The following is a 25,741-nucleotide window of genomic DNA, read 5'->3' on the forward strand; positions in this document are numbered from 1 at the left end:
TGAATTTAAAGGTGTTTGAATAAATCAATGTAAATATGGGTGTAGGCAATTTTCATCGCTACATAAGCTAATAAGAGTGCCATGAAGAGTTGGAACTTTTTGAAAAACACAGATCTGTTCACTCGTTGACCTATTAGCCTGCCGGTGAGTGAATAACTTAAGGGCGCACCGAAAGCGAACACAGATAATGCAATAGAAATAACCAATGCCTTTAATCCGACAATATTCAGTGCCGGAAACTGAATGGTCACAATGGGCAGACAGGCAATAAAACCTTTCGGGTTCAGTAACTGAAGCATCAGCCCATCCCGGAATGTCAGATCAGACAAGGCAGAGGATGTATTATCCGGTTCTCGTCCTGATGTGAACAACTTCCAGGAGAGAAAAAGCATATAAGTACAGCCCAGAATACTGATATATGGAATGATGGTTTCATGAACAACCGAGTGACTGAGAAAGCTCAATGAAAAGAAAAGAATTAACATGGCGAAACTCACGCCCATGAAAAAACCTGTATTCTTATTTGTTTTATTATTTAGTCCTGTATTAAAGCTGAGCAGATTTACAGGACCAGGTGAATACATTATTGAAAATGCATATAGCCAGATCTCAAGCATATTTTTATCCAGTTGAAAGTTGTTAGCGTGTTATTTGTAATTGATATTGTTTGGGTGTCATGCCGTAACTGCGTTTGAATCGGCGGTTTAAATGGCTGATATCAGAAAATCCGCAATCTGTTGCGACATCAATCACGGACTCGCCCGTCTCCAGTGCTTTTCGTGCATTGTTAATCCGGCAATTAATTACGTATTGATGGGGTGTAATCCCAAACTGGGAGCGAAACAGCCGTATAAAATGGTACTTCGACATAGTGGCCGCGCTGGCAATATCATCGATGGAAATGTTCTGGTTCAAATGCGCATGTATATACTCTTTCGCCCGCAGTAACAGTGTGTCGATACGATTCGTGGGTGGCTGTTCATTCAGCTGTCCGCCTCGGCGTACCAGCGAATGTGAAAGCTGAAACAGTCCCGATTCCAGTTCTATGTTTGTGGTGGCCGGATTTTCCATCAGCGCAGAGAGCTTCAGCGTCTGCTGACGCAAAATCATATCGTCAAGTAAGGTACCGCTGATTCTGGGAAGTTGCCCCTGACGTACACCTAAGGCTCTGAACTGGGGAATAAATACCTCCGGATGTATGTATAACATCCGGTACTCAAGCTCCTGAGTATCGCCGGAACAGCCGTCATGGACGTCTTCCGGGTTAAATATCAGCACCCCGCCAGGCGGACTGCGATGAAAAGCCCGTTGGCAAAAGAAATCTTGCCGCCCTTTGAGGGTCACACCAATGGCATATTCTTCGTGAGCGTGTTTGTCATAGGAAAAGTCACTCATTGTGGCATGAAGCAGGGTAACGCCAGCCAGATGAGGGCTGGTAATAAATTGAAAGCTATTGTCCGGTTTCATTCCTGTCCTCCTGAGTGATGGCATAAAGACAGGTTAAACAAAATGTGTACTGATTGCTTGGACAATATTGCTCATCTCAATCGCAACCATAAAAAAGGCCGCATCGCGGCCTTGGGGGGTTACGGGCAGTGGTCGGGTATAGCACTGCTTTTTCAGGGGGAAAGGGTTAACCGAAGGATTTACTCAAGCCTTCCAGAAACGTCACTTTCTCGCGCATTTGGTTTGCGGCCTGTTCCATGCGCGACATCATCACAAGGTTTTCAGACGAGGAGGTGGAAATCTGATGGACGTTGTTACTGATCTCCTGGGCCACAGTGCCTTGTTCCTCCGCCGCTGCGGCAATTTGCGTTGAAATATCAGCAATTTCATCCACCATGGACACCACTTCCAGAATACTGGCTGCCGTATCATTGGTATGGGCGACACATTGCTGAGTTTTCTCAATACTCTCGGAAGAGGTTGCCTGCCACTGGTTCAGGGTAGCGTTGATGTTGACAATACTGGTTTGAATATTTTCTGTCGCGCCGTGGGTACGCTGAGACAAAGCGCGCACTTCGTCTGCCACGACCGCAAACCCCCGCCCTTGTTCGCCAGCCCGTGCCGCTTCGATAGCAGCGTTCAGTGCCAGCAGGTTGGTTTGCTCTGCAATGCCCTGAATTTCCATCATCATGGTTTCAATCTGTTCCGACACCTTCACCAGTGACTGGGCCGTTTGCGCCGCATTTTCGGTGTCTTTGGCCAAATCATTGATATTGTTCTGCGTGAGTTGCAACACTTTGGTGGTGTTGGCGCATTTTTGCTGCGCGGTGAGCACTTTGTCTGTCGTCAGCTGAGTATTCTGCGCAATTTCTGTGGCAACAGCCGACATTTGGGTAATGGATGTGGCGATATGCTGGGTATCTTTGTCCTGATTGGAGATCGAGTCTCGGGTGGATAGAGTGACATTGGTGAGTTCATCTGTGACTTCGCGAATGGTCAGCGCCGCATCATCCACCCGGCCCAGCACGGTTTTCAGCCGGGCATCGTTTAATTTCAGATGGAAATCGGCAATGGATGTCATGTCATCACCGCTGTAGACAATCCGGGTGAGGGCATCATAGTTATTCGACAACTGCTGAAAAAAACGGGGTACAGCAAATAGTTCACCCCGACAAAGGATCGCAATGAAGATCAATGGAACAGCAGCGGATAGGAATTCGAACTGAGGGATATAAAAGTGCGTAAATGCCACGCACAGCACGGTGAGCAGGGCAGACAACCCCAGCTTGGCCCAGCTGGACAGACGGAATCCATAAGGATTTTTGTCATTGTTCAGTTGCTGATAGACATTCGTAGCTGTGTTGACCATGTCCTGAGTAGGCTTGCGGCGTACGGACTGATAGCCAGAAACCCGATTGTTTTGGTATAGCGGGGTGACGTAAGCATCCACCCAGTAATGACTGCCGTCTTTGCAGCGGTTTTTAACAATGCCCCGCCAGGGTTTCTCTGCTTTCAGGTGGCTCCACAGGTCACCAAAGGCCGCCCTGGGCATGTCCGGATGGCGAATAATATTGTGGTGTTGCCCGACGAGCTCGTCAAAACTGTAGCCACTGACTTCTACAAATTCGTCATTGGCATAGGTAATGACACCTTGCAGATCTGTTGTTGTCACTAATTGAGCATTAGGATCAAGCACCACTTCCCGGTCATTAACCTGGCGATTTTTACGCATGAGTTGTCCCTCTTCGTAACGCAATAGATGGCAGCATTGTTGAACTGTTAGCAGTTCTTTTAATTATGTGACACGTCTGACTCAACTCTAGATGAGGGGTATTTAACCGCACAAGGCAAATACCGGGGATTTGAAATTCCTCAAAGAATGCAAATTTAGTGGCAGAAAAAGTAAGCAAAGCTGAAATCAGCGATTATTATTTATGCCCACAGAGTATATTTTACGCTTAATAAGTCAGATGGATTGGGTGACATAATTCCATATAAAGAGTGCGTCAATTCTGGGTGAACATTTAATGGATAGTCTGCATCACGCGATAACAGCCAGTATTTGTCTGAATATTGTCTTAAGTGGCGAAGGTGTGGTCGATCAGGCAAGAAAAAACCCTGCGAGCGAAAGCTGGCAGGGTTTGATATCAGCCGAATAAATGACTGATTAGAAGTTCGCGGAACGCGGTGTACGTGGGAATGGAATTACGTCACGAACGTTAGCCACACCGGTTACGTAAGAAACCAGACGCTCAAAGCCCAGGCCGAAACCGGCATGTGGTACAGTGCCGTAACGGCGCAGATCGCGGTACCAGTTCATATCTTCCGGGTCGATGTTCATTGCACGCATGCGCTGATCGAGAATGTCCAGGCGCTCTTCACGCTGTGCACCACCGATGATTTCACCAATGCCAGGTGCCAGAACATCCATGGCCGCTACTGTTTTGCCATCATCGTTCATACGCATGTAGAAGGCTTTGATGTCTTTCGGGTAGTTCTTCACGATAACAGGCGCGTTAAAGTGCTCTTCCGCCAGATAACGCTCGTGCTCAGAAGACAGGTCGATACCCCACTCAACGTCGAACTCGAACTGACGGCCGGACGCTCTCAGGATCTCAATGGCATCTGTGTAGTCAACCTGAGCGAAATCAGAATCTACAAATTTCTCCAGACGGGTGATTGCTTCTTTGTTGATGCGCTGTGCGAAGAATTCCAGATCATCGCGGCGCTCAGCCAGCACGGCTTTGAACACATACTTCAGCATGTCTTCTGCCAGTTTAGCGACATCGTTCAGATCCGCGAATGCCACTTCTGGTTCAACCATCCAGAACTCAGCCAGGTGACGGCTGGTGTTGGAGTTTTCAGCACGGAAAGTCGGGCCGAAAGTGTACACTTTGCTCAGAGCACAGGCGTAGGCTTCAGCGTTCAGCTGGCCGGAAACCGTCAGGAAAGTCTCTTTGCCGAAGAAATCTTCGTTGAAATCGACATTGCCTTGTTCGGTACGTGGCAAGTTTTCCAGATCCAGCGTAGACACGCGGAACATCTCACCGGCACCTTCTGCGTCAGCGGCAGTGATCAGCGGTGCAGAGACCCAGAAGTAACCCTGCTCGTGATAGAAGCGGTGAATGGCCTGAGACAGACAGTTACGCACACGGGCAACCGCGCCAATCACATTGGTACGCGGACGCAGGTGGGCCACTTCACGCAGGTACTCAATCGAGTGGCGTGTTTTCGCCATTGGGTAGGTGTCAGGGTCATCAACCCAGCCAACCACTTTGACGTCAGTCGCTGCCAGTTCGAAGTCCTGACCCTGAGCCGGAGATTCAACCACTTTACCCGTTACTTCCACCGAACAGCCAGTTGTCAGCTTCAGGACTTCTTCCTGGTAATTATTCAGTGCATTCGGGACCACGGCCTGAATCGGGTCGAAACAAGAGCCGTCATAGATGGCAAGGAAAGAGATTCCGGCTTTGGAATCCCGACGTGAACGGATCCAACCGCGTACAGTGATTTCACTGTCTACCGCAATCTTACCGCTCAGTACGTCTGAAACAGGCGCGTAAGTCATGATGTCATTATTCTCCGTTTAGGCACGACTGAGTGCTGTGCTTAATTTACTGTCCAAAACAGCAATATTACCTGTCTTGACACAAGCATCAAGCCTTGATGCGTTACCTGATGGGAAATAATCACATTGTGTCGTGTTTTGTGTTGATTAAATAATCGTTGAGGCAACTCTGGCGGCCGGTTTAAGACCGCCAGAGTGATTTTTAACCTAAGGCGCGGGTGTCGCCGGCGGTGTTAAGTCGCATGTTTGTCCGTCCCTTAATATGGTGCCGGGGTACGGGCTGTCAGGAAGCGGGGCTTCTGTGGGGGTCTGCACCGTAAAGGCCGGCACATTCGCTGCCGGGATCAGCGCAACCAGATCGCTCCACATCTCGCCGTCGTCTGCACCCAGAGCCGGTGTCGCACTCTGCCAGCGGGTGAAATGATTGAAGCCTTTGACCGTGAATGCCAGACCATCGGTATCTGAGACTTTTATCCACTCTTTGAAGTTGCCGGTCGGGAATTTTTTCGCGCCATTGCTGAAGGTTTCATCAATCTGCGCCTGAGACATGGCATTTTCGTAATACAGAGTGCCATCCGCTTCGAGTTTCCAGCGGATCGGGATGTCAAAGCCACAGCCGTCGCTGTCTTTGTAGCGACCGGTATTAAAGCCGCTCTGGCTGTCTGCCTGCGCATTTAATACCAAATGACGGGAGGTATCGCTGAACGTCAGGGCTTTACCTGCCAGCATGTTCTGGGTGAAGCGGGGGGTTCTCCCTTCCCAGCTGACGGTACAGCTGGCTGCCTGGCTGGTGAAGGTAGCCTTGGTTTTTGCTGTTGCAGGCATCTGGCTGCCGCTGTTCCAGCCAGAATCGTTGGCGGTGCAGGCAACCAGAGTGTCGGGGGTATATTGCTTGGTCATCAGGTTATCAATGACGCTGTTATTGGCCCCGCCTAAGTCACTCTGACTGTAATATTTGACGGCCAGAATCGGACGATCCTGGTATTTCTTGTGGGTGAGCGCCCATAACTGGTAATCGCTGAAGGTATCATTGCTGTTTTCAGTCAGACGCAGGAAACCCTTGTCATTCAACTGCCAGCTGCGATTGCTGCTGCCCGGTTGCAAAACGGTGTTGAGGTAATACTCCCAGGTGTTGTCGCTTTTCAGGATCAGGGTTTCCAGCTCGCCCAGCGAGCTCGGGTCAGTGGAGATTTGTACCAGATGCTGATCAACCAGGCTGTTGACACTGTCTGTGACGAAACGCTCATCGCCGCCACATTCTGTCACAGAATTGAGGAACTGATCTTCAGTGGCAGGGGAGGTATTGCCAAAGCTGCAGTCGCCAAAAGCAGGCAGATTGTCACGGGAAGTCACCGCATAGATCTCGTCTTTGGCGGCGTTATTAAAGCCGGCAAAGTGGTAGTCGGTGTCTTTCAGAATGGCCTCACCCTGATGAACCGCCCCTTGTTCGACGACCAAAAATAAGTAGGGCGTATCAAAGGGGTAATGGTTGGCAAGTTGTTTGACAACATCAGGTACGGCGAACTGGAACATCTCTTTGCCCAGGGTCGACACCGCACCCCAGATACCGGTTTCAACTACAATCCAGTCATCACCGCCGACATTGACCCAGTAGTTGGCCTGATGCGTGCCGTTAAGTACCAACTCCACCACGACGTTATCGGTCAGATGGTAACCGTTGACCTGCTCAATACTGCCAGCGCGTTCTACCGATACCATATCCTCAAGGGCTGTGTAGGGGACGGTCGGGTTGTCTCTGGGCGCCACAGTACACTCGTCGCCACCGACCTGTGTGTTACACAGCAGCATACGGGTAGCCACCGGATTCCAGGTGAAATAGTAGCCTTTGGCAGCCTCGCCAAAGGTGGTGTCGGCGGGCACGTAGCGGGTCATGAAGTGGTTTTCTTTGGTGGTGAGAAAATCATGCATTTTCAGGCCCGCCAGTGAATAGCTGTTGACCCGCATGGTGATGTTGCGGCCATCGGCTTCTTCGAGTCCGGCATCTGTCATGCTGGCGGTGCTGCTGGACGAAATCAGCACCTTGAAATACTCGTACAGATCCTTCCATCCGCTGGAGGTCAGGATCTGGCCTTTAATCGCGTCTTCTTTGCTGTCGAACTGAACCAACCCTTGTTCGCTGAGGTAGGTGAAATCTTCCGTCAATGTGATATCACTGTCGCCATTTTTGGTCCAGCGCCAGTCGATCTGACGGGTTTCATTGTCAGCGGTATCCGGGCTGCTGTAGTCCATCATATCGGCTTCTAGCGTGCTGCCGGTGTTTGAGCTGTGGCTGGCCAGTCGCCAGAAACCCGAGTTGAAGATGGTGGCTATCTCGTCTTTTTGTGCCGTCAGCTCGGTGTATTTGCGGGTCATGATGCCTTCAAGGATGTCGTTGACTATGCTGAGCGACATCAGATTGCTCAGGCTGACGCCATTGAGCCCCAGTTTGGGGATCAGGGTGACACTCAGTTCATCAGCCAGCTCATTAACGAAATCGCCGGCATCCCGGACATCGATATTACTGGGGTCACTGACAGTTTCACCAAATATGCCCCAATGGCCGTCTGTGGCGACGCGTTTTATCAACGCACGGTAGGCGAGTGTGGTTTTCAGGGACAGGGCGATCTCGGTGTCCGTTAACGGTGTCATGAAGAGATTGGTCGGTAAGTCGTCGCCGATGGCAAATTGCGGCACGCCATTGAGATCCAGCACCAGCACGCCATGCAGCAGCAGTGGCACCTGAGCTTCAATACTGTAGTTACCGTCTGTCATCGCAAAACTGGTGATGTCACCCTGACCCATCACTTTGCCCTGCTGATTGATAAACAGTACAGCAAAGTTGTCCTGATACAGATCCGGTGTGGCCGCGTAAGCCTGGCTGACAGGACTCCAGCTCAGCCTTTGCTGTGCTGTCATCAACCCGGCAGGCAAGTCGACAGTGACGGTAAATTTGGTTTTGACGGGTGGCAGCTCAGCAGGTTGAATGCCTGCATCATCTCCGCCGCCACCGCACGCAGAAAGCAGTCCAGCCAGAAACAGGCTCAGACCAAGTCTCAGATAGGTGCGCATAACATTTCCCCTGAATACTCAATGCAGCACGTGTTATACCAATCTCATGGCCGATCATAGGCGGCTGGATTGGTTTCGGTGTTTGGGCTGAGTATAGGTAAACGGTGGGCAGGGGAATGTAAAACCCTATGGGTCGTCTCATCTGTTGAGACAGCATCTAAGAATTGAGACGACCGAAAACAGGTGGGGCTGAGGTGTCAGCTTAATCAGGCAATCGACAGGTATTTATGTGTCTGGATAGACAGACGCCAGTTCCGGGCAATACAGGTTTGAATGCAAAGTTCGGTAGCTCTGGTTTTCTGGCTGATGGGCTGCAGGGCGATGGTAACCTTGTCCTGCAGCGGCACACCGGCTAACAGCGCATCTAACTGGTCGATATCCTTTTGCGTCCCGACAGGGTGCTTGATTTCATTAGCGCGTGACAGTGCGCCGGGCAGAACCGGCAGCTTGCCTTTCATGTTAATTTTCGGCGAGACAGTCACCCAGGTCTTGTCTGTGGCCAGCACCTCGTAAGTGCCACTGGTTTCAATCTGGCAGCCAAAGCCGTTGGCTTCCAGTTGTTCAGTCAGCGGGCGTAAGTCATACAGACAAGGTTCGCCACCGGTAATTACGACATGACGAGCTGTGTATCCCTGCTCAATCAGTAGGTTGACAATGCCGCCGGCATCCAGAGACGTCCAGCTTGGCGAGTCGCCCTGTTTGGTAAGCATAGTGCTGACGTTAACTTCGTCCTGAGGCTCGGCGCTCCAGGTTTGTTTTGTGTCGCACCAGGCACAGCCGACAGGGCAGACTTGCAGACGGACAAAAATAGCCGGCACGCCTGTGAAAACACCTTCACCCTGGATGGTTTCAAAGATTTCATTGATTTTGTACACGGCTGACCTCAAAACAATCAATCAAGTTAACGTGAAAAAGGGTGTTTTGGTACCCTGAGCCTCAAAGGGCGCGTATTATGTCAGAACCCTGCGTCATTGTCTCTAGAGCCACATATCTTTCAATCATGCTGCTTGTTTGTCCGGCCCGGTAATGCGAAGACCAAAAGGGACAGGCTGGTCGTGACTGGGTTCACGTCCTTGGCACAAGGGGCTTCACAATTACTTCGCAAAGTAAAAAAATTCAATTTCTTGCGTATTCGTTAACCTTTGAGGATCCAGAGCATGTATGTCGCTCAACCCGGTCATATCGATCATATCAAAAGAAACAATGCCGGAAGCGTCTACAAACTTATCGATCAGTATGGGCCTATTTCCCGTATCGAGCTGTCGAAAAAGAGCCAGTTAGCGCCAGCCAGTATTACCAAAATCACCCGTGAGCTGTTTGACGGGCATCTGATCAAAGAAGCTGAAATTCAGGAATCAGGCAATCGCGGCCGTCCGGCCATTGGCTTAGTACCCGATAATGATGGCTGGCAATTTTTAGGTATTCGTCTTGGCCGGGGTTACCTGACCATTGCCTTGCATGAGCAGGGTGGCGACATACTGTTCGAGGAGCGTCAGGATATCGAAGAACTGGCGCAAAATGATGTGTTGCAAAAGCTGCTCGGTGAAATTGAAAGCTTTTTTGCCCGCCACGCCAAGCAGCTGGATCGCATTACCGCTATTGCCGTTTCCTTACCGGGCTTGGTGAATTCCGATAAAGGCATGGTGCTGCAAATGCCACACTATGAAGTGAAAGATTTACCTTTAGGACCGGCAATTCATGAAGCAACGGGCCTGCCGGTTTTTATCGGCAACGATACCCGTTCCTGGGCGTTGGCCGAGCAACTGTTCGGCAATGCCAAAGATGTGGCGAATTCTATCCTGATCTCCATTCATCATGGGGTGGGTGCAGGCATCATTCTGGATAACAAAGTGTTACAGGGCCGGATTGGCAACATCGGCGAGCTGGGCCATATTCAGATCCAACCTGATGGTCTTCCCTGTTATTGCGGCAATAAAGGATGCCTGGAAACGGTAGCCAGTTTACAGGCCGTCAGGCAGCAGGTGAAATCCCGCCTGGCCTTGGGGGAAGGGTCATCATTGTACGGCAAAGAACTGACTATCGAGACCATTTGTGAGGCTGCCGTGCAGGGCGATCCGCTGGCATATCAGGTGATCACTGAGCTGGGCTTCCACTTAGGCCGGGCCATTGCCATTATGGTCAATCTGTTCAACCCTGAGAAGGTGCTGATCGGCGGCGAATTCAATCAGGCCAAATCGGTGTTGTATCCCGCCATTATTGAGTGTGTAAAGAGCCAGTCTTTGCCTGTGTACAATCAGGATCTGCGTATTGAAGAAACCAGTTTTTATACCCAGGCGACCATGCCTGCCGCCGCGCTGGTGAAGCAGGCCATGTATGACGGCCATCTGCTGGTGAAGCTGATTGAAGAAGGCTAGCCGCTTTCAGATGCAACTTTGGTAAAACGCAGTAAACTACCCGTTCGCTGCGTTTTTTATGCCTATTACCCGTTATCAGCCAGACTTAAAGTAAGCGTCCGGCGATCAGGAGAACCTTCATGAAAACAAGCAAAATCACTGTGTTTTATGACGGAGCCTGCCCGACCTGTGTCCGCGACCGGAAATGGTATGAATCCTGGCTGGGTAAGCATCCGCATCTGGTGGAATGGTACGACATTACCGGTAAAGATGAAGAGTTGGCCGCGATGGGCATTGTGCCCGACGAAGCGCTGAGAGAGCTGCACGTTCAGGACAACAACGGGGCGGTTCACAAGGAAATGGATGCCTATATACTGCTGCTTAAACAAATCTGGTGGATGCGGCCTGTGGCCTGGCTGATGGGGCTTTCCGGCATCCGGCAGGTGTTATCTGCCGTTTATCGCCGTATGGTTGATCAGCGGTTAGCCCGCGAGGGGCGAGGTTAAACGGCGGCGCTATATATCGTCGTGCCTGAGCTCTTCATCTATCACATTGTGCAAGAAAGACAGTGCTGCACGATGGTCATTCCGGCTCATAAACCATTGTTTTTGATTAGTTTCTAAAGGCAGTATTTCCAGCCATCGCTGGCAGACCCAGGCCATGTCAGTAAAGTCGGGATCCGGGTAATTTGCGGCGTAATCGGGATATTCATCAAACAAGGCTTCCAGGCTATTGGCAATGGGTTTGTCGATGAAGCGGGTGGAACTGGGTGTCCAGTTTTTTATCGCACTGACCTCGCCAAATCTCAGGCCGTCTTTTTCCTGCCAGTGATTGTTGATAACGAATTTTTCTATACCCCGTATAGTGATGCCCAGTAATCCGTCAGGTAATTGTTCAAAATCTGTGATTTCGACCCGGGTGCCGAAATGACACAGAGAATCACCATCTTTCATGCACAAGCCAAAACCATCGCCTGATGACATCGCCAATGTCACTAAGCGGGTATAGCGGGGCTCAAAAATTCTCAGTTTACTAACGCCTCCCGGCAACACATAGAGTCTGAGCGGGAAAAGGGGTAACTGCATCATACTTGGCCTTCTGACAGCATGTTTGTAAAAGGCCGCTAAATGGTGCGGTGTATTATATGACGGCCTTACAATGACTCTTACATAGAGTATATCTGGTCAAACATGAGGATCTGTCTGTTTTTCGATATTAGTGCAATGATTGTAAAATGGCGAAAATCAGTTTATTAAGCTGCTGATTATTAATGATAAATGGCGGCATGATGTAGATAAGTTTACCGAATGGACGAATCCAGACACCATTGTCTACAAAACTTTGCTGTATCGTGACCATGTCCACAGGTTCATACAACTCCACCACACCAATTGCACCGAGCCAGCGAATGGCTTTCACTTTGTCAGACTGAGCGACCACGGGCAGTAATTCAGCCAGTTGCGCTTCAATCTGGCTGACCTGCTGCTGCCATTCACCCGTTTCCAGCAAAGACAGACTGGCATTGGCCACGGCGCAGGCCAGCGGATTGCCCATGAAAGTCGGGCCGTGCATAAAGCAGCCTGCAGCACCGCTGCACACTGTGTCGGCAAGGTGCTTGGTGGTCAGGGTTGCAGCCAGGGTCATATAGCCGCCGGTCAATGCTTTACCGACACACATGATATCCGGGCTGATGCCGGCATGTTCACAGGCGAAGAGTTTGCCTGTCCGGCCAAACCCGGTCGCAATCTCATCGACAATCAGCAGCACACCATAGACATCGCACAATTCTCGCACACGACGAAGAAAGGTAGGGTGGTAGATACGCATTCCTCCTGCGCCCTGAACGACAGGTTCCAGGATGACAGCGGCAATGTCCTGATGATGATCATCGAGTTTGGCAGCGAAGTCGGCAATATCACTCTCATCCCACTCGTCATGAAATCCGAGCGTGGGCGAATCTGCAAAAAGATGCTCTGGCAGAAATCCTTTATACAGGCTGTGCATTGAGTTATCGGGATCAGTGACCGACATAGCGGCAAAGGTATCACCGTGATAACCATGCCGCAGTGTCAGGAATTTTGCCCGTGGTTCACCTTTTGCGTGCCAGTACTGAAGCGCCATCTTCAAAGCCACTTCCACCGACACTGAACCGGAATCTGCCAGGAATACCTGCTGCAGAGGCTCAGGCGTCATGGCAATCAGTTTGCGGCACAATTCAACCGCAGGCTGGTGGGTAAGGCCGCCGAACATGACATGCGACATCCTGCCCAGCTGATCCTGTGCGGCCTGATTCAGTACCGGGTGATTGTAACCGTGAATCGCCGACCACCAGGAAGACATACCATCAATCAGTTCCCGGCCATCTTCCAGATACAGGGTCACGCCATCAGCATGAGTCACAGGGTAGCAGGGTAGCGGGTTAATGGTGGAGGTGTACGGGTGCCAGACATGCTGACGATCGTAGTCCAAATCCACCTGTGAAGCCGTGAAGTGGTTGGAGGAGTTCTTTTTACTGGTGATGTTTTGCACAGATGTAAACCCTGTATTTTCTTTGTGGTTGACAGTGTACTTACTGAAAGTAGACTTGCAAGTATTCAAACCCGTGGAATTGTTACGGTTATCGTGATCAATCTGCGGGTAATAAGAACAAATAAAGAGGTTTACACGTGGAAGTGAGACACGATTGGAGCGTTGCAGAAGTGCAGGCGCTGTTTGAAAAACCCTTCATGGATCTGGTGTTTGAAGCGCAGCAAGTTCACCGTCAGTATCATGAACCCAACAAGGTTCAGGTCAGCACCCTGCTGTCGATCAAAACCGGCGCCTGCCCGGAAGACTGTAAATACTGCCCGCAGAGTGCCCACTACCGCACCGACGTTGACCGTGAACGCCTGATGGAAGTTGAGCGGGTGCTGGATGCGGCAGAAAAAGCCAAAAGCTCGGGTGCGACACGTTTCTGTATGGGCGCAGCCTGGAAAAACCCCAAAGAGCGCGACATGCCGTACCTGCTGGAAATGGTACGCGGTGTGAAGTCTATGGGGCTGGAAACCTGTATGACGCTGGGCATGATTACCGGCGATCAGGCCAGCACGCTGGCCGATGCCGGTCTGGATTACTATAACCACAATCTGGATACCTCGCCTGAGTATTACGGCAATATCATTACCACCCGTACTTATCAGGATCGTCTGGATACGCTGTCGCATGTGCGTGATGCCGGTATGAAGATTTGCTCCGGCGGAATTATAGGAATGGGCGAAAGTGCGCGTGACAGGGCAGGCCTGCTGGTTGAGCTGGCGAACCTGCCGGTGCACCCGGAAAGCGTACCTATCAATATGCTGGTGAAAGTTAAAGGGACGCCGCTTGATAGCGTGGATGATGTCGATCCGCTGGACTTTGTCCGCATCATCGCGGTTGCCCGCATTATGATGCCGGCTTCCGCTGTTCGCTTGTCGGCTGGCCGTGAGGGAATGAGTGAAGAAACTCAGACACTGTGCTTTATGGCGGGCGCTAACTCTGTGTTCTACGGATGCAAGCTGCTGACCACACCTAACCCGGAAGAAGACAAAGACATGCAGTTGTTTAACAAGCTGGGTATTAACCGGCAGGAAAAAGCCGCTAAGCCGGATGAGTATCAGGAACATGAACTGCTTGGTCAGGTAGCACAGCGTGTGGCTGCCCGCCCGGCAGCAGATGACTTGTTCTACGATGCCTCTCTTTAATTCCCGGATATCACAGTCCCTGAGTCAGCGACAGACTCAGGGACTGTATCGTCAGAGAAAGCCACTCAGCAGGCAGCCATCCTGCGTGCAGTTTGCCGGTAAACAACAAGCGCATATTAACTTTTCCAGTAACGATTATCTGGGACTGGCTCAGTGCCCGGAATTGATCGCGGCCTGGCAGCAGGGGTTGTCTGTTTATGGCGCAGGCAGTGGCGGTTCACCTTTGGTGACCGGGCATCAGGTACCGCATGCAGAGCTTGAGTACCGGCTGGCGGATTGGCTGGGGTACGACAGAGCCTTGTTATTCAGTACCGGATTCAGTGCCAATCAGGCGGTGCTGTTTGCCTTACTCGGCAAATCAGACCGGCTGATCCAGGACAAGCTGAATCATGCCTCTTTGATGGAAGCGGGCCTCTTATCACCGGCGCTCATGCGCCGCTTTGCTCACAACGATCTCAATGCCCTGGATGCATTATTAAAAGCCGGGTCAGGCGATTGTGCCGCTACTCTGGTGGTAACGGAAGGCGTGTTCAGCATGGATGGTGATCAGGCGCCGCTGGCGGCGATCTCAGCCCTGTGCAGTGCTTCACAAAGCTGGCTGATGGTTGATGATGCCCATGGTTGCGGGGTGCTGGGGGAAGGCGGTCGGGGCAGTGCGGCGCTGGCAGGCATTAAACCTGAGATCAGCATTGTCACATTTGGCAAAGCCTTCGGCATGCACGGCGCGGCGGTGTTGTGCAGCGATGAGGTTGCAGAATACCTGATTCAGTTTGCGCGGCATTATATCTACTCGACGGCGATGCCGCCGGCACAGGCACATGCACTGTGTACCGCTTGCGATCTGGTCCAGAGTGGAGACTGGCGCAGGGAGAAGCTGGCAGCATTAGGACATATTCTGGCAGACGAACTATTGCCGGAAGTGGGTCTGGTTGCGACAGAAACACCGATCAAACCTGTATTGCTGGGCAGCAGTGAACTGGCAATAAACCTGTCTGCAGCTCTGGCTGAAAAAGGCATTTGGGTGTCGGCTATCCGACCGCCCACAGTGCCGGTCAATCAGGCCAGATTACGTATTACCCTGTCTGCCAGCCATACAGAGAAACAAGTCAAAGCGTTGGCAACATCGTTGAATGCGTCTTTTGAAGAGGTACAGGATGCAGGAAATCAGTCCGACAGTGGCGGTTAGGCCACGGAATCAGAACTTGTCTGATTCAGACAAGCAGGCGATTGCCGCCAGTTTTGGTAAAGCTGCAAAACAATATGATCAATCGGCGGCTTTTCAGCGACAGGTGGGACACCAATTGCTGGATACATTACCCAGCCTGCCGGAAGGCAGCCACTGGCTGGATACCGGATGCGGAACCGGGTATTTCACCCGCCAGCTGCAGGCCATGCACTACCAGACCACAGCCATTGATCTGTCAGAACAAATGCTGGCGCAGGCCAAAGCGCGCTGTGATGGCGCAGGCGTGTTTTGTGTCGCTGATGCCGAATCGCTGCCATTTCCGGACAACCACTTTGATGCGGCCTTTTCCAGTCTTGCTCTGCAATGGTGCTCAGATCTTGCCGTTCCGCTGCGGGAGTTGCAGCGGGTTGTCAAACCGGGCGGGGTGATTGGAATCACCACGCTGGCAGAGGGCACATTGTTTGAGCTTGAACGCGCGTGGCAATCGGTTGATACGCAGCGGCATGTCAATCAGTTTGACTCTGTCACTCAGCTTTCACAGGCCGTGGCAGAGGCGGGGCTGAATGCGGCAGAGTTATCGGTTAAGCCAGTGGTTATGCATTATGAGCGTGCACTGGATTTAATGAAGGATCTGAAGGGGATAGGTGCCACTCACCTGTCGGAGCAGCGTCGGCAAGGGATGTTCGGCCGGACGGCGCTGAACCGGATCGAAAATGCCTATGCGTGTTTTCGCGACAGTACGGGTCAATTACCCGCAACGTATCAAGTTTGTTTTGGAGTGTTCACAAATGTCTAACGCATTTTTTGTTACAGGAACGGATACCGATGCAGGAAAAACGGTAGTTACCCGTACTTTAATTGAATCCTGTGTTCGCTCTGGGCAAAGAACAGCAGGGTTTAAACCGATTGCATCAGGCAGTACGCTGACCGCTTATGGTATGCGCAATTCTGATGCACTGTTTTTACAAGCCGCTTCCCAGCCAGAATTGCAGTATGAAGAAGTTAACCCTTATACGTTTGAGCCGCCCATCGCGCCTCATATTGCAGCAAAGCAGGCAGGTATTAGCATAGATCCTGCCAGATTGTCTGAAGGTTTATCAAAGCTGAAGCAAAAAAGTGATGTGGTGTTTGTTGAAGGTGCCGGCGGGTGGCGTGTTCCTCTTTCCGACACAATGAAACTGTCTGACTGGGTAAAGCAGGAAGAAATGGCAGTCATATTAGTGGTGGGGGTGAAACTGGGTTGCCTGAATCATGCGATGCTGACCGCAGAAGCGATTCAAAATGATGGCCTGACGCTGGCCGGTTGGGTGGCAAACCTTGTTGATCCGGATACCCATTGTTATGAGGATAACCTGAAGTATCTTGAATCTTACCTGCCCGCCCCAAAGTTAGGTGAAATCCCCTATTTGCCCGGTATTGCCAAGCGGGACTTAACGGCCTACCTGAATATGGATCTTTTGGTTTAAACCGTTTTTTCCATTTTATCGCACGGTACATAACACGACAACGCCGCCAGTAAGGCGGCGCTGTTGCATTTCATGCTGTTAATAGCGTTGTTTTTTGTTGACCAGGCCCGGCAAACAATACCAGATAGCCGCAGCCAGGATTAAACTGTAACCCAGCAGCTCGACCCCTTCTTCAGCCAGGTTTTTTACTTCTCGCATATAGTTATCCTGCATCGCGGTTTGCCAGATCTCTCCCATGCCAAACAGGCGTGAGAACACCAGCAGGGTAGCCAGACCGCCCAGCATCAGACCGAAACTGGCGTGTTTGCTGTATCGACTGAGTGGCTGTTGTGTTGTCGGCAGATGTTTACGGGCATATGCCATCCCCAGCACCGCAACCACGGCAGCTGGGAATTTCCAGAAACCGTGCCGGATAAGGTCCAGCAGCCCATCCAGCTCCCGGATCAGCAGCACCATAAAAAACGTGGAAACCAGAACAGCAAAGCCTTTTTGTGCTGGCTGCTTCATGGCCAGGCCAAAAAAGAGTGCGCTGGTCAAAAACAGATAAAGTTCCTGAGTATATTCCACGAGAGAGTTTTCGCCGAGATTGCCACTCAGTTGCAGCACTTCGATTTTTATGATGAGTGCTGCAATTGCCGCGATAACGGCAACAGCCATAAACATAGCAACGGGAAGGAGCAGAGTGCGCACGTCTTCCCGCGAAGTGGCGCTATCCATAGTGTGTGAATAGAGCTTTTTCATAATTTACCTGTACAGTATTCAGAATGATTTTTGGGACTAGTATCACATAAACATTCTGAATGAGAACTTGCGTAAGGACATTATGACGCAAAAATGACAAAGCCTCCGAAAAGGAGGCTTTGAGTCCAGCATTTGGTACAAGGAAATCAGTTATCGCTGAGTAAAGGCATCTGCTCAATGGCTTCAGTTGGCTGAGTCGTGATTGGGTCAATCCCCAGCTCTGCGCAGGCTTCTTCAGCCGTCATGCCAAGATGGCAGCGCAGGATATCAATTGCGACTTGGTAGTTTTCTTGGTCAGCCATCTTGCCTCCTTGTTAGATACTGTGAATTCGAATACGCAACGACAATAGAGAATGGCGGCATCTTATACAATACGACCAAAGTCTAAGACCCTGCTGATCGGGCAAACCATGATTTCTGTCTCAGAAGCGGATATCTCTTACCAAAAGTAACAATTTCCTGCTTCCGCTTGTTTTTAGATTGAACGACCATACTATAAGTACCATCTTATTGATGCGCCAGCCATTAGGAAGGCGCAGAAGCATTTGACACCCAGACCTTTGTTGGAGAAAAGAAAGGTATGAAGCGAATTGGCTTGTTCCTGGCAACCAACCTTGCCGTAATGCTGGTATTCAGCATTGTGCTCAATATTATCTATGCCGTTACTGATTTACAGCCAGGCAGTTTAAATGGCCTGTTGGTTATGGCAGTGCTGTTTGGTTTTGGCGGCTCTTTGATTTCCCTCTTCATGTCTAAGTCCATGGCGCTCAGGTCTGTGGGTGGTATGGTGATTGAACATCCGCGTAATGAAACAGAACACTGGCTGATGGAAACGGTTGCACGTCAGGCGAAACAGTCTGGTATCGGTATGCCGACTGTGGCTGTTTATGATTCACCGGATATCAATGCGTTCGCAACAGGTGCCAAGCGTGATGAATCTTTGGTGGCAGTGTCTACCGGGTTGTTACACAGCATGACCCGCGATGAAGCGGAGGCCGTGCTGGCACACGAAGTCAGCCATATTGCCAATGGTGATATGGTGACTATGACCTTGCTACAGGGGGTGGTGAACACCTTTGTGATTTTTGTCTCCCGTATTATTGCGGGTGCTGTCAGTGGTGTCAGTAACAACAACGAAGAAGGCGAGGGCGGCAGTTTTATGACCTACTTCATTGTTTCCACCATTATGGAATTACTGTTCGGTTTCCTGGCCAGTATTATTACCATGTGGTACAGCCGTCACCGTGAATTCAAAGCCGATGCAGGCTCTGCACATCTGGTTGGTAAAGAGAAGATGATTGCTGCGCTGGAGCGCCTGAAAGTCAGTCAGGAATCTCACCTTGAAGGTTCAATGATGGCGTTCGGCATCAACGGCAAGAAAACCTTGTCTGAACTCTTCATGACACACCCACCGCTGGAAAAACGTATTGATGCGTTGCGTCGTGGTGAGCACCTGTAATCCACTCAGACTAACGACAGCCCCCGCACTATGCGAGGGCTGTTTCATTTGGGCACAATGCGGTACAGGTTGCCGTTGTCAGTACCGAAATAGACAATCCCTTCTGCACTTTGCGCCAGTGAGCGCACTCTTTCATTCAAGTCTTCAAACAGCCTTTCTTCTTTGACAGGATTTCCCTGCGCATTAAGGGCGACTCGATTCAGGTGCTGTAACACCAGTGCACCGGCAAACAGATTACCCTGCCAGGCCGGAAAAGCGCTGCCCTGATACATCATCAGGCTGCCGGGGGCAATGGAGGGGACATAGACTTTTTTCGGTGACTCAATACCGGCTTTTTCTTTGGATTCACCGACATCCAGCGGCCCCCAGTACTCTTTACCGTGTGAGGTAACTGGCCAGCCGTAATTGCGCCCCGGCAGGATCAGGTTGATTTCATCCCCACCGCGCGGGCCATGTTCAATTTCCCATAACCTGTCTGTCTTTGTATCAAATGCGATGCCTTGCGGGTTGCGGTGACCATAGCTCCAGATCTCTGCCGATGCACCAGACTGACCATAAAAGGGGTTGTCTTTCGGCACTGTGCCATCGAGATTCAAACGTAATATTGAGGCGGCGTGATTGCTCAGATCCTGCCCGTTCGGGCGATTTCCTCTGTCACCGACAGAGAAAAACACATGCCCTTTCATATCAAACGCTATCCGGCTGCCATAGTGTTTGCTGGCCTCACTGTGCGAACGGGAAACCAGCAAATCCTGCCAGTTGGTGAGCGTCTGGCCTGATAATTTGGCTCTTGCCAGTGTGGTGGCACTGCCGTTGTTGACCGGTTTGCTGTAGGTAAAATAGATCCAGCCATTTGCCGAGGGGTCGGGGGATACAGTGACATCCAGCAAACCACCCTGGCCCCGGGTATAAATATCTGGCAGGCCACTCAGGGTGCTTTGCTGTCCTGAGCGGGTATCGACCAGGACCGCCTTTCCCTGACGCAGCGTAATGAGCAGTGTTGTTGGGTCAACAAAGGTCATTCCCCACGGCACTGACAGGCCGTCAGCCACTTTTTCAAGCTGATAAGCCATGCCTTCACTGGAGCCGGTACTGATAATGCCGGGCGCGGATGTCACTGAGAAAGACAATGTGCTTAACAATGCACCGATGAAGGCAAGGTGTCGGAATCTCATGGTATCTTCCTTAATAAAATGATCTTTTCAGTAAGCCTAGTCGATGCTCACTCTGTGTTATCAATCAGTGGTCTGATATGTTCGGCAATCAGTTGCGCCAGCTTTTTCACGCCTGAGTTCCAGTGCGAATTATCTTCGAATGCCGCATAGCTGAGCCGGAGACAATGGCGGTACTGATCCTGAGTGCAAAACATATTGCCGGGTAACAGGCTGATGCCGGCCGCCAGTGCCTGCTGATAAAGCTGATAGCTGTCGGCCTGCTCGGGCAACGTCAGCCAGCACAGAAAGCTGCCATCGGGCAGGTGTAAATGATACTGGCCAGCCATCCAGGGATAGCTGTCGAGCGCAGCACAAAGACGCTGACTGAATGCGCGTTGATTACGCTGGTAATAGCGTCTGACTTTATTGAGGTGAGTGCGGTATTTGCCGGTCTTTAAAAACTCAGCCACCGCTGACTGCATCAGATTCAGGCTGCCCATGTTGTCTGCCAGCAGGCGTTTTTCAATCAGCGGCTGATACTGTCCGGCCAGCATCCAGCCAATACGCAAACGTGAATCCAGCGTTTTAGATAACGAATTGCAATAAATTACCCTGTTATCAGTATCCAGACTGTAAAGTGCGGGCGGGCGTTTGCCGTAACCCAGATCACCAAACACATCATCTTCAATAACGGGGATACCTGCGGTGATGCTGAGAAAGCGCTCGCGCTCACCCCGTGGCATCACAGCGCCGGTTGGATTATTGAAGCTCGGGTTGATCAGAATCGCCGCGACGGGCCACTGCGCCAGAGCGAGTGACAGGTGCGTTAGATCCATCCCGCTCTGCGGGTGAGAGGGGATCTCCACCACTTTCAGGCCAAGTGATTCCAGCAGCAGCAGATTGCCGAAATAGCAGGGGGAATCAACGATGACGGTATCGCCGGGTTGGGTCAGCACCTGCAATGCCATGCTGATCCCTTGCTGTGCGCCGTGGGTGATCAGAATGTCATCGGGCGAGGTCGAAATGTCCAGCCACTGGTTAACAGTGACCAGCTGCTTTCGTAATTGCTCATCACCTGGCGGGAGCAAATAATGGCTCGGCAGATGAGTCTGGTAACGGCTATGGCGGCCAATTTCAGCATACAGCGAGGTAATGGCCGGAAATTGCGTATTCGGGTGCGCGCTGCCGGTTGGCAGCAAAGACGATGACGGGGACTGTTGCAATATGGTTCGGCTTAATGTCAGTAAATCGACAAAGCCGGGGGCCTGCATCGTCAGAGGGGCAGTCCGTTCGGCAGTGATAACCCGGTAGCCAGCGCGGGGATGCGCTTCAATTTTCTGAGCCGCTTCAAGTTCCTGATACGCACGTATGACAGTGTTTTTACTTACCGTGAGCTGTTCACTTAACTGACGAATCGAAGGAAGCTTATCACCCGCCTGATACACACCGCGCTCCATACGCAGTGTCAGTTCCCGGATCACTTGCCGGTATTTGGCCTCTGTACTTGGCTGATCATGCTGTGCTTGTGTCATCTGTACCCTAAAGAAATCATAAAACTGTCACTTTCGACTTTTTTTGTACCCATCTACAGTAGTGGAAAATCATGATAATCACCAGAAGGACGTCTCAGTGGCTCGGTTTATTCCTTTCATATTTGTGATGCTGTGGAGCACGGGTTTCATTGGTGCCCGTTTTGGTCTGCCGTATGCGGAACCTGCAACGTTTCTTTTTATACGCATGGCGTTCAATATTCTGATTTTTATGGTGTTGTTGTACTTACTTAACGGGCAGCTCCCGGCAGGTCGCGCACGGCTGCACAGCATGGTCGCGGGTGTGCTGATTCATGGTTTTTATCTGGGCGGCACCTATTACGGTATTTACCTTGGTATGCCAGCGGGCCTGTGCGCCTTATTGGTTGGATTACAACCTGTACTGACGGCACTCTTGTTAGTCGCAATGGGGCAGGAGCGTCTGGCATTATCACAGTGGCTGGGGCTGCTGGTGGGACTGATGGGCATTACTTTGGTACTGCAGGGCAATATGAGCTGGCAGCAGGAAGATCATAAAATAGCCGCCTATTTGTGTGCCGCGACCGCTTTGCTCGGTATTACGCTCGGTACACTGTATCAAAAGCGTTTCTGCCAGCAGGTTGATCTGGTCGGTGGCTCGGTTTACCAATACCTGACGGCTGCGCTCTTGTTCGCACCTGTGATGATGACGATGGAAACTATGCAGGTGGAATGGAATCTGACATTCACCCTGACTCTGGCCTGGCTGGTACTTGGGGTGTCTGTGACCGCAGTCTGGCTGTTGCTGTATATGGTGAGACACGGGGAAGCCTCGAAAGTCGCCTCAACTTTCTATCTGGTGCCGCCGGTGACAGCGCTGCAAGCCTGGCTGGCATTTAATGAAACCTTCGATGCGATGAGTGCCGTCGGTTTTATGCTGGCTGCGATGGCGGTTTATCTGGTGATGCGAAAACCCAAGACGGTGCAAACGCAGGAAAAGTCATTGGCTTCTGTGCAACAGGAAAGCTAAAGGGGCAACAGGAAAGCTAAAGGGCTGAAAAATCAGCCAAAGCGAAAATGAATGTGTCAGATTGGCGATCAAGTGTGCATTTGATTCTTTGGGGTATTTACAACATGGGATCGGCTGGGTATCATGCGCACCACTTACGGAGAGATGGCTGAGTGGTTGAAAGCACCGGTCTTGAAAACCGGCATACGTTAATAGCGTATCTAGGGTTCAAATCCCTATCTCTCCGCCACATTTGAAGAAACCGCTGCCAGTTCAGCGGTTTTTTTTCGCCTGAACCTTGGCAAGATGAGATAGGGTGAAGAACCCTGGAAGGGTACGGACGGCCAGTCTCAGCCGAGCGAATCGAGACCACGTTGCCTTCAGGCAACGCCCGAAGGGGCACGAGCTTGCGAGTGATAAATCCCGCCATACCTTGTTCTGGCTCCACCACATTCGAAGAAACCGCTGAACTATCAGCGGTTTTTTTTCGTCTGAACCTTGGCAACACTGGCATTGGATGATGGGGCAAGGCTATGACAACGCTTAATCTCTTTAATCAGTGCCTTGGCCAGTGGCGACGCTGAGTTGTTTTTTAACGTGATCAGCATGACCGGGATTTGGTAAGTATATTTCTCGGGCAAGATAGGTTTAATCAGTCCCTTGCTGACCCAGTTGCTGGCGTAGTGCTCGGGCAGGTAGCCGATAAACGCACCGGATAAAATCAAATGCGCAATCCCCTCATCGTGATAGGCGATGGCCGTATTCTGATAATTCAGTGCGTCGTTGCGGGTTTCCTTATCCCGCATATAGTTACTGGTGATCACTTCTGCTTGTTGTAACAGCGTATCGATTTCCGATGGGTGGCAATCGAATAGCGGATGGCCTTTGCCGCAATACAGATAGTTCGTTTCATTATGCAGAGGGTAATAGTCGAGCCCTCTGAGCGGGTGACGACTAACGCCGATTCCCACCAGCGAGCGCCCATTCACAACGGATGTTTCAACTTCGCGCGCTTCGCATACATTGATGTCGAACTGTAAGTTATTACTTCTGCTTTTTAACCCCGAAATAACCTGTGCCACATGGCAGCGCGGATCGTTGACTAAGGTATCGATCATGGCAATCGTGACCCGGCCGGACAGTTCGTTTTTAGAACTCGCCACTGTGGCGGCAAAGGCTTCGCACTGCTGGAGTAACTCCAGCGAGGCTTGATAGGTCACGCGGCCGGCCTCTGTGACCTCAAAGCCGCTTCGGCCGCGTTTGCAAAGCGTAATCCCAAGACGCACTTCCAGGTCGGATAAGTGAGAACTGATGGTGGATCGACCAATGTTTAAGCGCGATTCTGCCGCCGACAGACCGCCACACTCAACGATAGCAACGAATATTCTCAGCATACGTAAATCAACATCTTGAATCTGCATAGGGGCTCTCTGTCAGCTTGTGTTTTTTGTTCGATAAAACCGGAATGAACTACGAACATTATGCTTTTATAAAACATACAGGGCAAGCTAACATCATTTTATAGAAGAAATCTGATACAGAGATATCAGTCAGTCAGGAGAACAAACAAGATGTTTAGATATGGTGTTGATCAACTCAATCTGGATATTGTCAACGGCATAGCGGATGGCAGTATCAAAGCGGAACTCTGTGAAGAAGCGCTCGATAAAATCAATGCAAGCCGTCGTAATGTGGACATCATTGCCGCCTCAGACAAGGCGGTGTACGGCATCAATACCGGATTCGGCCCGCTGTGTGATACCCAAATTTCACCGGAAGAAACGCATCTTTTACAAAAAAACCTCCTGATCACCCATGCGGTCGGTGTGGGTGAGCCAATTGCTAAACCCATCTCAAAACTGATGCTGATCACCAAGATACATGCCTTAAGTCAGGGTTACTCAGGTATTCGTTTGGAAGTTGTTCAGCGTATGCTGGCGTTTCTCGAACACGATCTGATCCCTGTTGTGCCGGAGCAAGGCTCTGTTGGCGCGTCGGGTGACCTGGCACCGCTTTCTCACCTGTTTTTACCCCTCATTGGCGAAGGTGAATTCTGGCAAGGCGACAACACAGTGCCAGCCGCGCAAGCGCTGCGTGAATACGGCTTAGCGCCGCTTGAGCTGCATGCAAAAGAAGGTCTGGCGCTGATCAACGGCACACAGTTTATTCTGTCTCATGCTATTACCGCACTCACGAAAATGCGTTATCTGCTTGATTTAGCAGATCTTTCCGGTGCGATGAGTATTGAAGGGATGCAGGGCAGTGGTTCGCCATTCAGAGAAGAGCTGCACCTGACGCGTGCCTTTGCCGGCAATATTGAAGTCGCCGCCCGGATGAGACGTTTCTTCAAAGGCTCGCAAAACATGGCCTCGCATGCTGATTGTGTTCGCGTGCAAGACCCTTATTCCCTGCGCTGTATTCCGCAGGTGCATGGTGCTTCGCGCAATGCCTACAATCACTTGAAAGAACTGGCTGAAATTGAAATGAACTCAGTGACTGATAACCCGATTGTTATCAGCTCCGAAGAAGCCATTTCCGGCGGTAGTTTCCATGGGCAACCGCTGGCCATGGTGCTGGATTATGCCTCTATTGCTGCCGCGGAACTGGGTAATATTGCAGACCGTCGCTGCTACCTGTTGCTTGAAGGCTTGCACGGTTTGCCGCGTCTTTTGACGGCATCTGGTGGCCTGAACTCGGGCATGATGATCCCGCAATACGTGACAGCGGCTCTGGTCACTGAAAACAAATCACTCTGTTTTCCTCCGTCTGCTGACAGCGTGCCGACCTCTATGGGTCAGGAAGATCATGTTTCTATGGGCAGTATCTCGGGCAGAAAGCTGAATCAGATTTTAGGCAACCTGGAAAAGATCTTAGCTATCGAACTGATGTATGCGGCACAAGCGATTGAATTCAGACGTCCGAACCGCTGTTCAGATGTGATTGAAGAAAACTACCGAATTATTCGTGAGAAAGTGGCCAAGCTGGAAGAAGACCGCCTGCTGAAGCCAGACATCGACGCCATGATCGCATTGGTGAAAACACAAGCGTTTAATGTGAACTGA

General features: G+C 51.0%; 23 protein-coding genes and 1 tRNA gene. 11 read left to right on the top strand and 13 right to left on the bottom strand.

Annotation, left to right across the window (positions count from 1 at the left end):
* Positions 1–5: 5 nt before the first annotated feature.
* From IFO68_RS05645 to IFO68_RS05655, 3 genes are all read right to left on the bottom strand, one after another.
* Positions 6–617 (bottom strand): LysE family translocator, encoded by a 612-nt coding sequence (locus IFO68_RS05645; protein ID WP_192014972.1) that lies wholly within the window; start codon positions 615–617, stop codon positions 6–8.
* Positions 618–639: 22 nt separating this feature from the next.
* Positions 640–1,467, bottom strand: coding sequence for an AraC family transcriptional regulator (locus IFO68_RS05650; RefSeq protein WP_192014973.1), 828 nt, complete (start codon positions 1,465–1,467; stop codon positions 640–642).
* Positions 1,468–1,633: 166 nt separating this feature from the next.
* A complete protein-coding gene (locus IFO68_RS05655; RefSeq protein ID WP_192014974.1) occupies positions 1,634–3,178 on the bottom strand; it encodes a methyl-accepting chemotaxis protein in 1,545 nt (514 codons plus the stop codon).
* A gap of 295 nt (positions 3,179–3,473) precedes the next feature.
* Here IFO68_RS05655 and IFO68_RS21980 point away from each other — a divergent pair, with 295 nt between their 5' ends.
* Positions 3,474–3,605, top strand: coding sequence for a hypothetical protein (locus IFO68_RS21980; RefSeq protein ID WP_272872718.1), 132 nt, complete (start codon positions 3,474–3,476; stop codon positions 3,603–3,605).
* Positions 3,606–3,613: 8 nt separating this feature from the next.
* On the opposite strand, the gene asnS is transcribed toward IFO68_RS21980, so the two are convergent.
* The 3 genes from asnS to queE form a co-directional block, all read right to left on the bottom strand.
* Positions 3,614–5,014: an asparagine--tRNA ligase gene (gene asnS / locus IFO68_RS05660; protein ID WP_192014975.1), complete on the bottom strand. Its 1,401-nt coding sequence runs from the start codon at positions 5,012–5,014 to the stop codon at positions 3,614–3,616.
* Positions 5,015–5,221: 207 nt separating this feature from the next.
* Positions 5,222–8,083 carry a hypothetical protein gene (locus tag IFO68_RS05665; protein ID WP_192014976.1) on the bottom strand — a complete coding sequence of 954 codons (2,862 nt, stop codon included), beginning with the start codon at positions 8,081–8,083 and terminating at the stop codon, positions 5,222–5,224.
* A gap of 206 nt (positions 8,084–8,289) precedes the next feature.
* Positions 8,290–8,958, bottom strand: a complete 669-nt coding sequence (queE, locus tag IFO68_RS05670; RefSeq protein ID WP_192014977.1) for a 7-carboxy-7-deazaguanine synthase QueE — start codon at positions 8,956–8,958, stop codon at positions 8,290–8,292.
* Between the two features lie 282 nt (positions 8,959–9,240).
* Here queE and mlc point away from each other — a divergent pair, with 282 nt between their 5' ends.
* Both mlc and IFO68_RS05680 read left to right on the top strand, forming a co-directional pair.
* On the top strand, positions 9,241–10,458 hold the full coding sequence (gene mlc / locus IFO68_RS05675; protein WP_192014978.1) for a sugar metabolism global transcriptional regulator Mlc: 1,218 nt from the start codon (positions 9,241–9,243) through the stop codon (positions 10,456–10,458).
* Between the two features lie 119 nt (positions 10,459–10,577).
* Complete coding sequence (locus tag IFO68_RS05680; protein ID WP_192014979.1) at positions 10,578–10,943, top strand: thiol-disulfide oxidoreductase DCC family protein; 366 nt, start codon at positions 10,578–10,580, stop codon at positions 10,941–10,943.
* Between the two features lie 9 nt (positions 10,944–10,952).
* Here the strand turns inward: IFO68_RS05680 and IFO68_RS05685 are convergent, their stop codons facing one another.
* Positions 10,953–11,522 (bottom strand): LON peptidase substrate-binding domain-containing protein, encoded by a 570-nt coding sequence (locus IFO68_RS05685; protein ID WP_192015062.1) that lies wholly within the window; start codon positions 11,520–11,522, stop codon positions 10,953–10,955.
* 130 nt (positions 11,523–11,652) lie between these two features.
* Positions 11,653–12,912, bottom strand: a complete 1,260-nt coding sequence (bioA, locus tag IFO68_RS05690; protein WP_192015063.1) for an adenosylmethionine--8-amino-7-oxononanoate transaminase — start codon at positions 12,910–12,912, stop codon at positions 11,653–11,655.
* A 191-nt stretch (positions 12,913–13,103) separates the two neighbouring features.
* Between bioA and bioB the strand changes: the two genes are divergently transcribed.
* From bioB to bioD, 4 genes are read left to right on the top strand one after another with little or no spacing between them, the layout of a single operon-like run.
* Complete coding sequence (bioB, locus tag IFO68_RS05695) at positions 13,104–14,156, top strand: biotin synthase BioB (RefSeq protein ID WP_192014980.1); 1,053 nt, start codon at positions 13,104–13,106, stop codon at positions 14,154–14,156.
* Entirely contained in the window at positions 14,143–15,342 is a 1,200-nt protein-coding gene (gene bioF, locus IFO68_RS05700) for an 8-amino-7-oxononanoate synthase (protein WP_192014981.1), read from the top strand. The genes bioB and bioF overlap by 14 nt, the downstream gene beginning before the upstream one ends.
* A gap of 16 nt (positions 15,343–15,358) precedes the next feature.
* Entirely contained in the window at positions 15,359–16,138 is a 780-nt protein-coding gene (gene bioC / locus IFO68_RS05705; protein ID WP_225445053.1) for a malonyl-ACP O-methyltransferase BioC, read from the top strand.
* Positions 16,131–16,808, top strand: a complete 678-nt coding sequence (gene bioD / locus IFO68_RS05710) for a dethiobiotin synthase (protein WP_192014983.1) — start codon at positions 16,131–16,133, stop codon at positions 16,806–16,808. The genes bioC and bioD overlap by 8 nt, the downstream gene beginning before the upstream one ends.
* A 78-nt stretch (positions 16,809–16,886) precedes the next feature.
* Here the strand turns inward: bioD and IFO68_RS05715 are convergent, their stop codons facing one another.
* Together IFO68_RS05715 and IFO68_RS05720 are read right to left on the bottom strand one after the other, a co-directional pair.
* Positions 16,887–17,549 carry a hypothetical protein gene (locus IFO68_RS05715; RefSeq protein ID WP_192014984.1) on the bottom strand — a complete coding sequence of 221 codons (663 nt, stop codon included), beginning with the start codon at positions 17,547–17,549 and terminating at the stop codon, positions 16,887–16,889.
* A gap of 146 nt (positions 17,550–17,695) precedes the next feature.
* Positions 17,696–17,851: a hypothetical protein gene (locus IFO68_RS05720; RefSeq protein WP_192014985.1), complete on the bottom strand. Its 156-nt coding sequence runs from the start codon at positions 17,849–17,851 to the stop codon at positions 17,696–17,698.
* Positions 17,852–18,129: 278 nt separating this feature from the next.
* Between IFO68_RS05720 and htpX the strand changes: the two genes are divergently transcribed.
* Positions 18,130–19,008: a protease HtpX gene (gene htpX, locus IFO68_RS05725; protein WP_192014986.1), complete on the top strand. Its 879-nt coding sequence runs from the start codon at positions 18,130–18,132 to the stop codon at positions 19,006–19,008.
* Between the two features lie 44 nt (positions 19,009–19,052).
* On the opposite strand, the gene IFO68_RS05730 is transcribed toward htpX, so the two are convergent.
* A complete protein-coding gene (locus IFO68_RS05730) occupies positions 19,053–20,183 on the bottom strand; it encodes a PQQ-dependent sugar dehydrogenase (protein ID WP_192014987.1) in 1,131 nt (376 codons plus the stop codon).
* A gap of 47 nt (positions 20,184–20,230) precedes the next feature.
* Complete coding sequence (locus IFO68_RS05735; protein ID WP_192014988.1) at positions 20,231–21,694, bottom strand: aminotransferase-like domain-containing protein; 1,464 nt, start codon at positions 21,692–21,694, stop codon at positions 20,231–20,233.
* A gap of 127 nt (positions 21,695–21,821) precedes the next feature.
* On the opposite strand from IFO68_RS05735, the gene IFO68_RS05740 reads away from it, so the two are divergent.
* Both IFO68_RS05740 and IFO68_RS05745 read left to right on the top strand, forming a co-directional pair.
* Positions 21,822–22,700, top strand: coding sequence for a DMT family transporter (locus IFO68_RS05740; protein WP_192015064.1), 879 nt, complete (start codon positions 21,822–21,824; stop codon positions 22,698–22,700).
* A 138-nt stretch (positions 22,701–22,838) separates the two neighbouring features.
* Positions 22,839–22,929 (top strand) — tRNA-Ser (locus tag IFO68_RS05745).
* A 223-nt stretch (positions 22,930–23,152) separates the two neighbouring features.
* On the opposite strand, the gene IFO68_RS05750 is transcribed toward IFO68_RS05745, so the two are convergent.
* A complete protein-coding gene (locus tag IFO68_RS05750; protein ID WP_192014989.1) occupies positions 23,153–24,100 on the bottom strand; it encodes a LysR family transcriptional regulator in 948 nt (315 codons plus the stop codon).
* Positions 24,101–24,250: 150 nt separating this feature from the next.
* On the opposite strand from IFO68_RS05750, the gene hutH reads away from it, so the two are divergent.
* The gene (gene hutH / locus IFO68_RS05755; RefSeq protein WP_192014990.1) at positions 24,251–25,741 is read left to right on the top strand and encodes a histidine ammonia-lyase; all 1,491 of its coding nucleotides are present in this window, start codon (positions 24,251–24,253) and stop codon (positions 25,739–25,741) included.

The organism is Photobacterium arenosum, assembly GCF_014841115.1.
GTDB classification, from domain to species: Bacteria; Pseudomonadota; Gammaproteobacteria; order Enterobacterales; family Vibrionaceae; genus Photobacterium; species Photobacterium arenosum.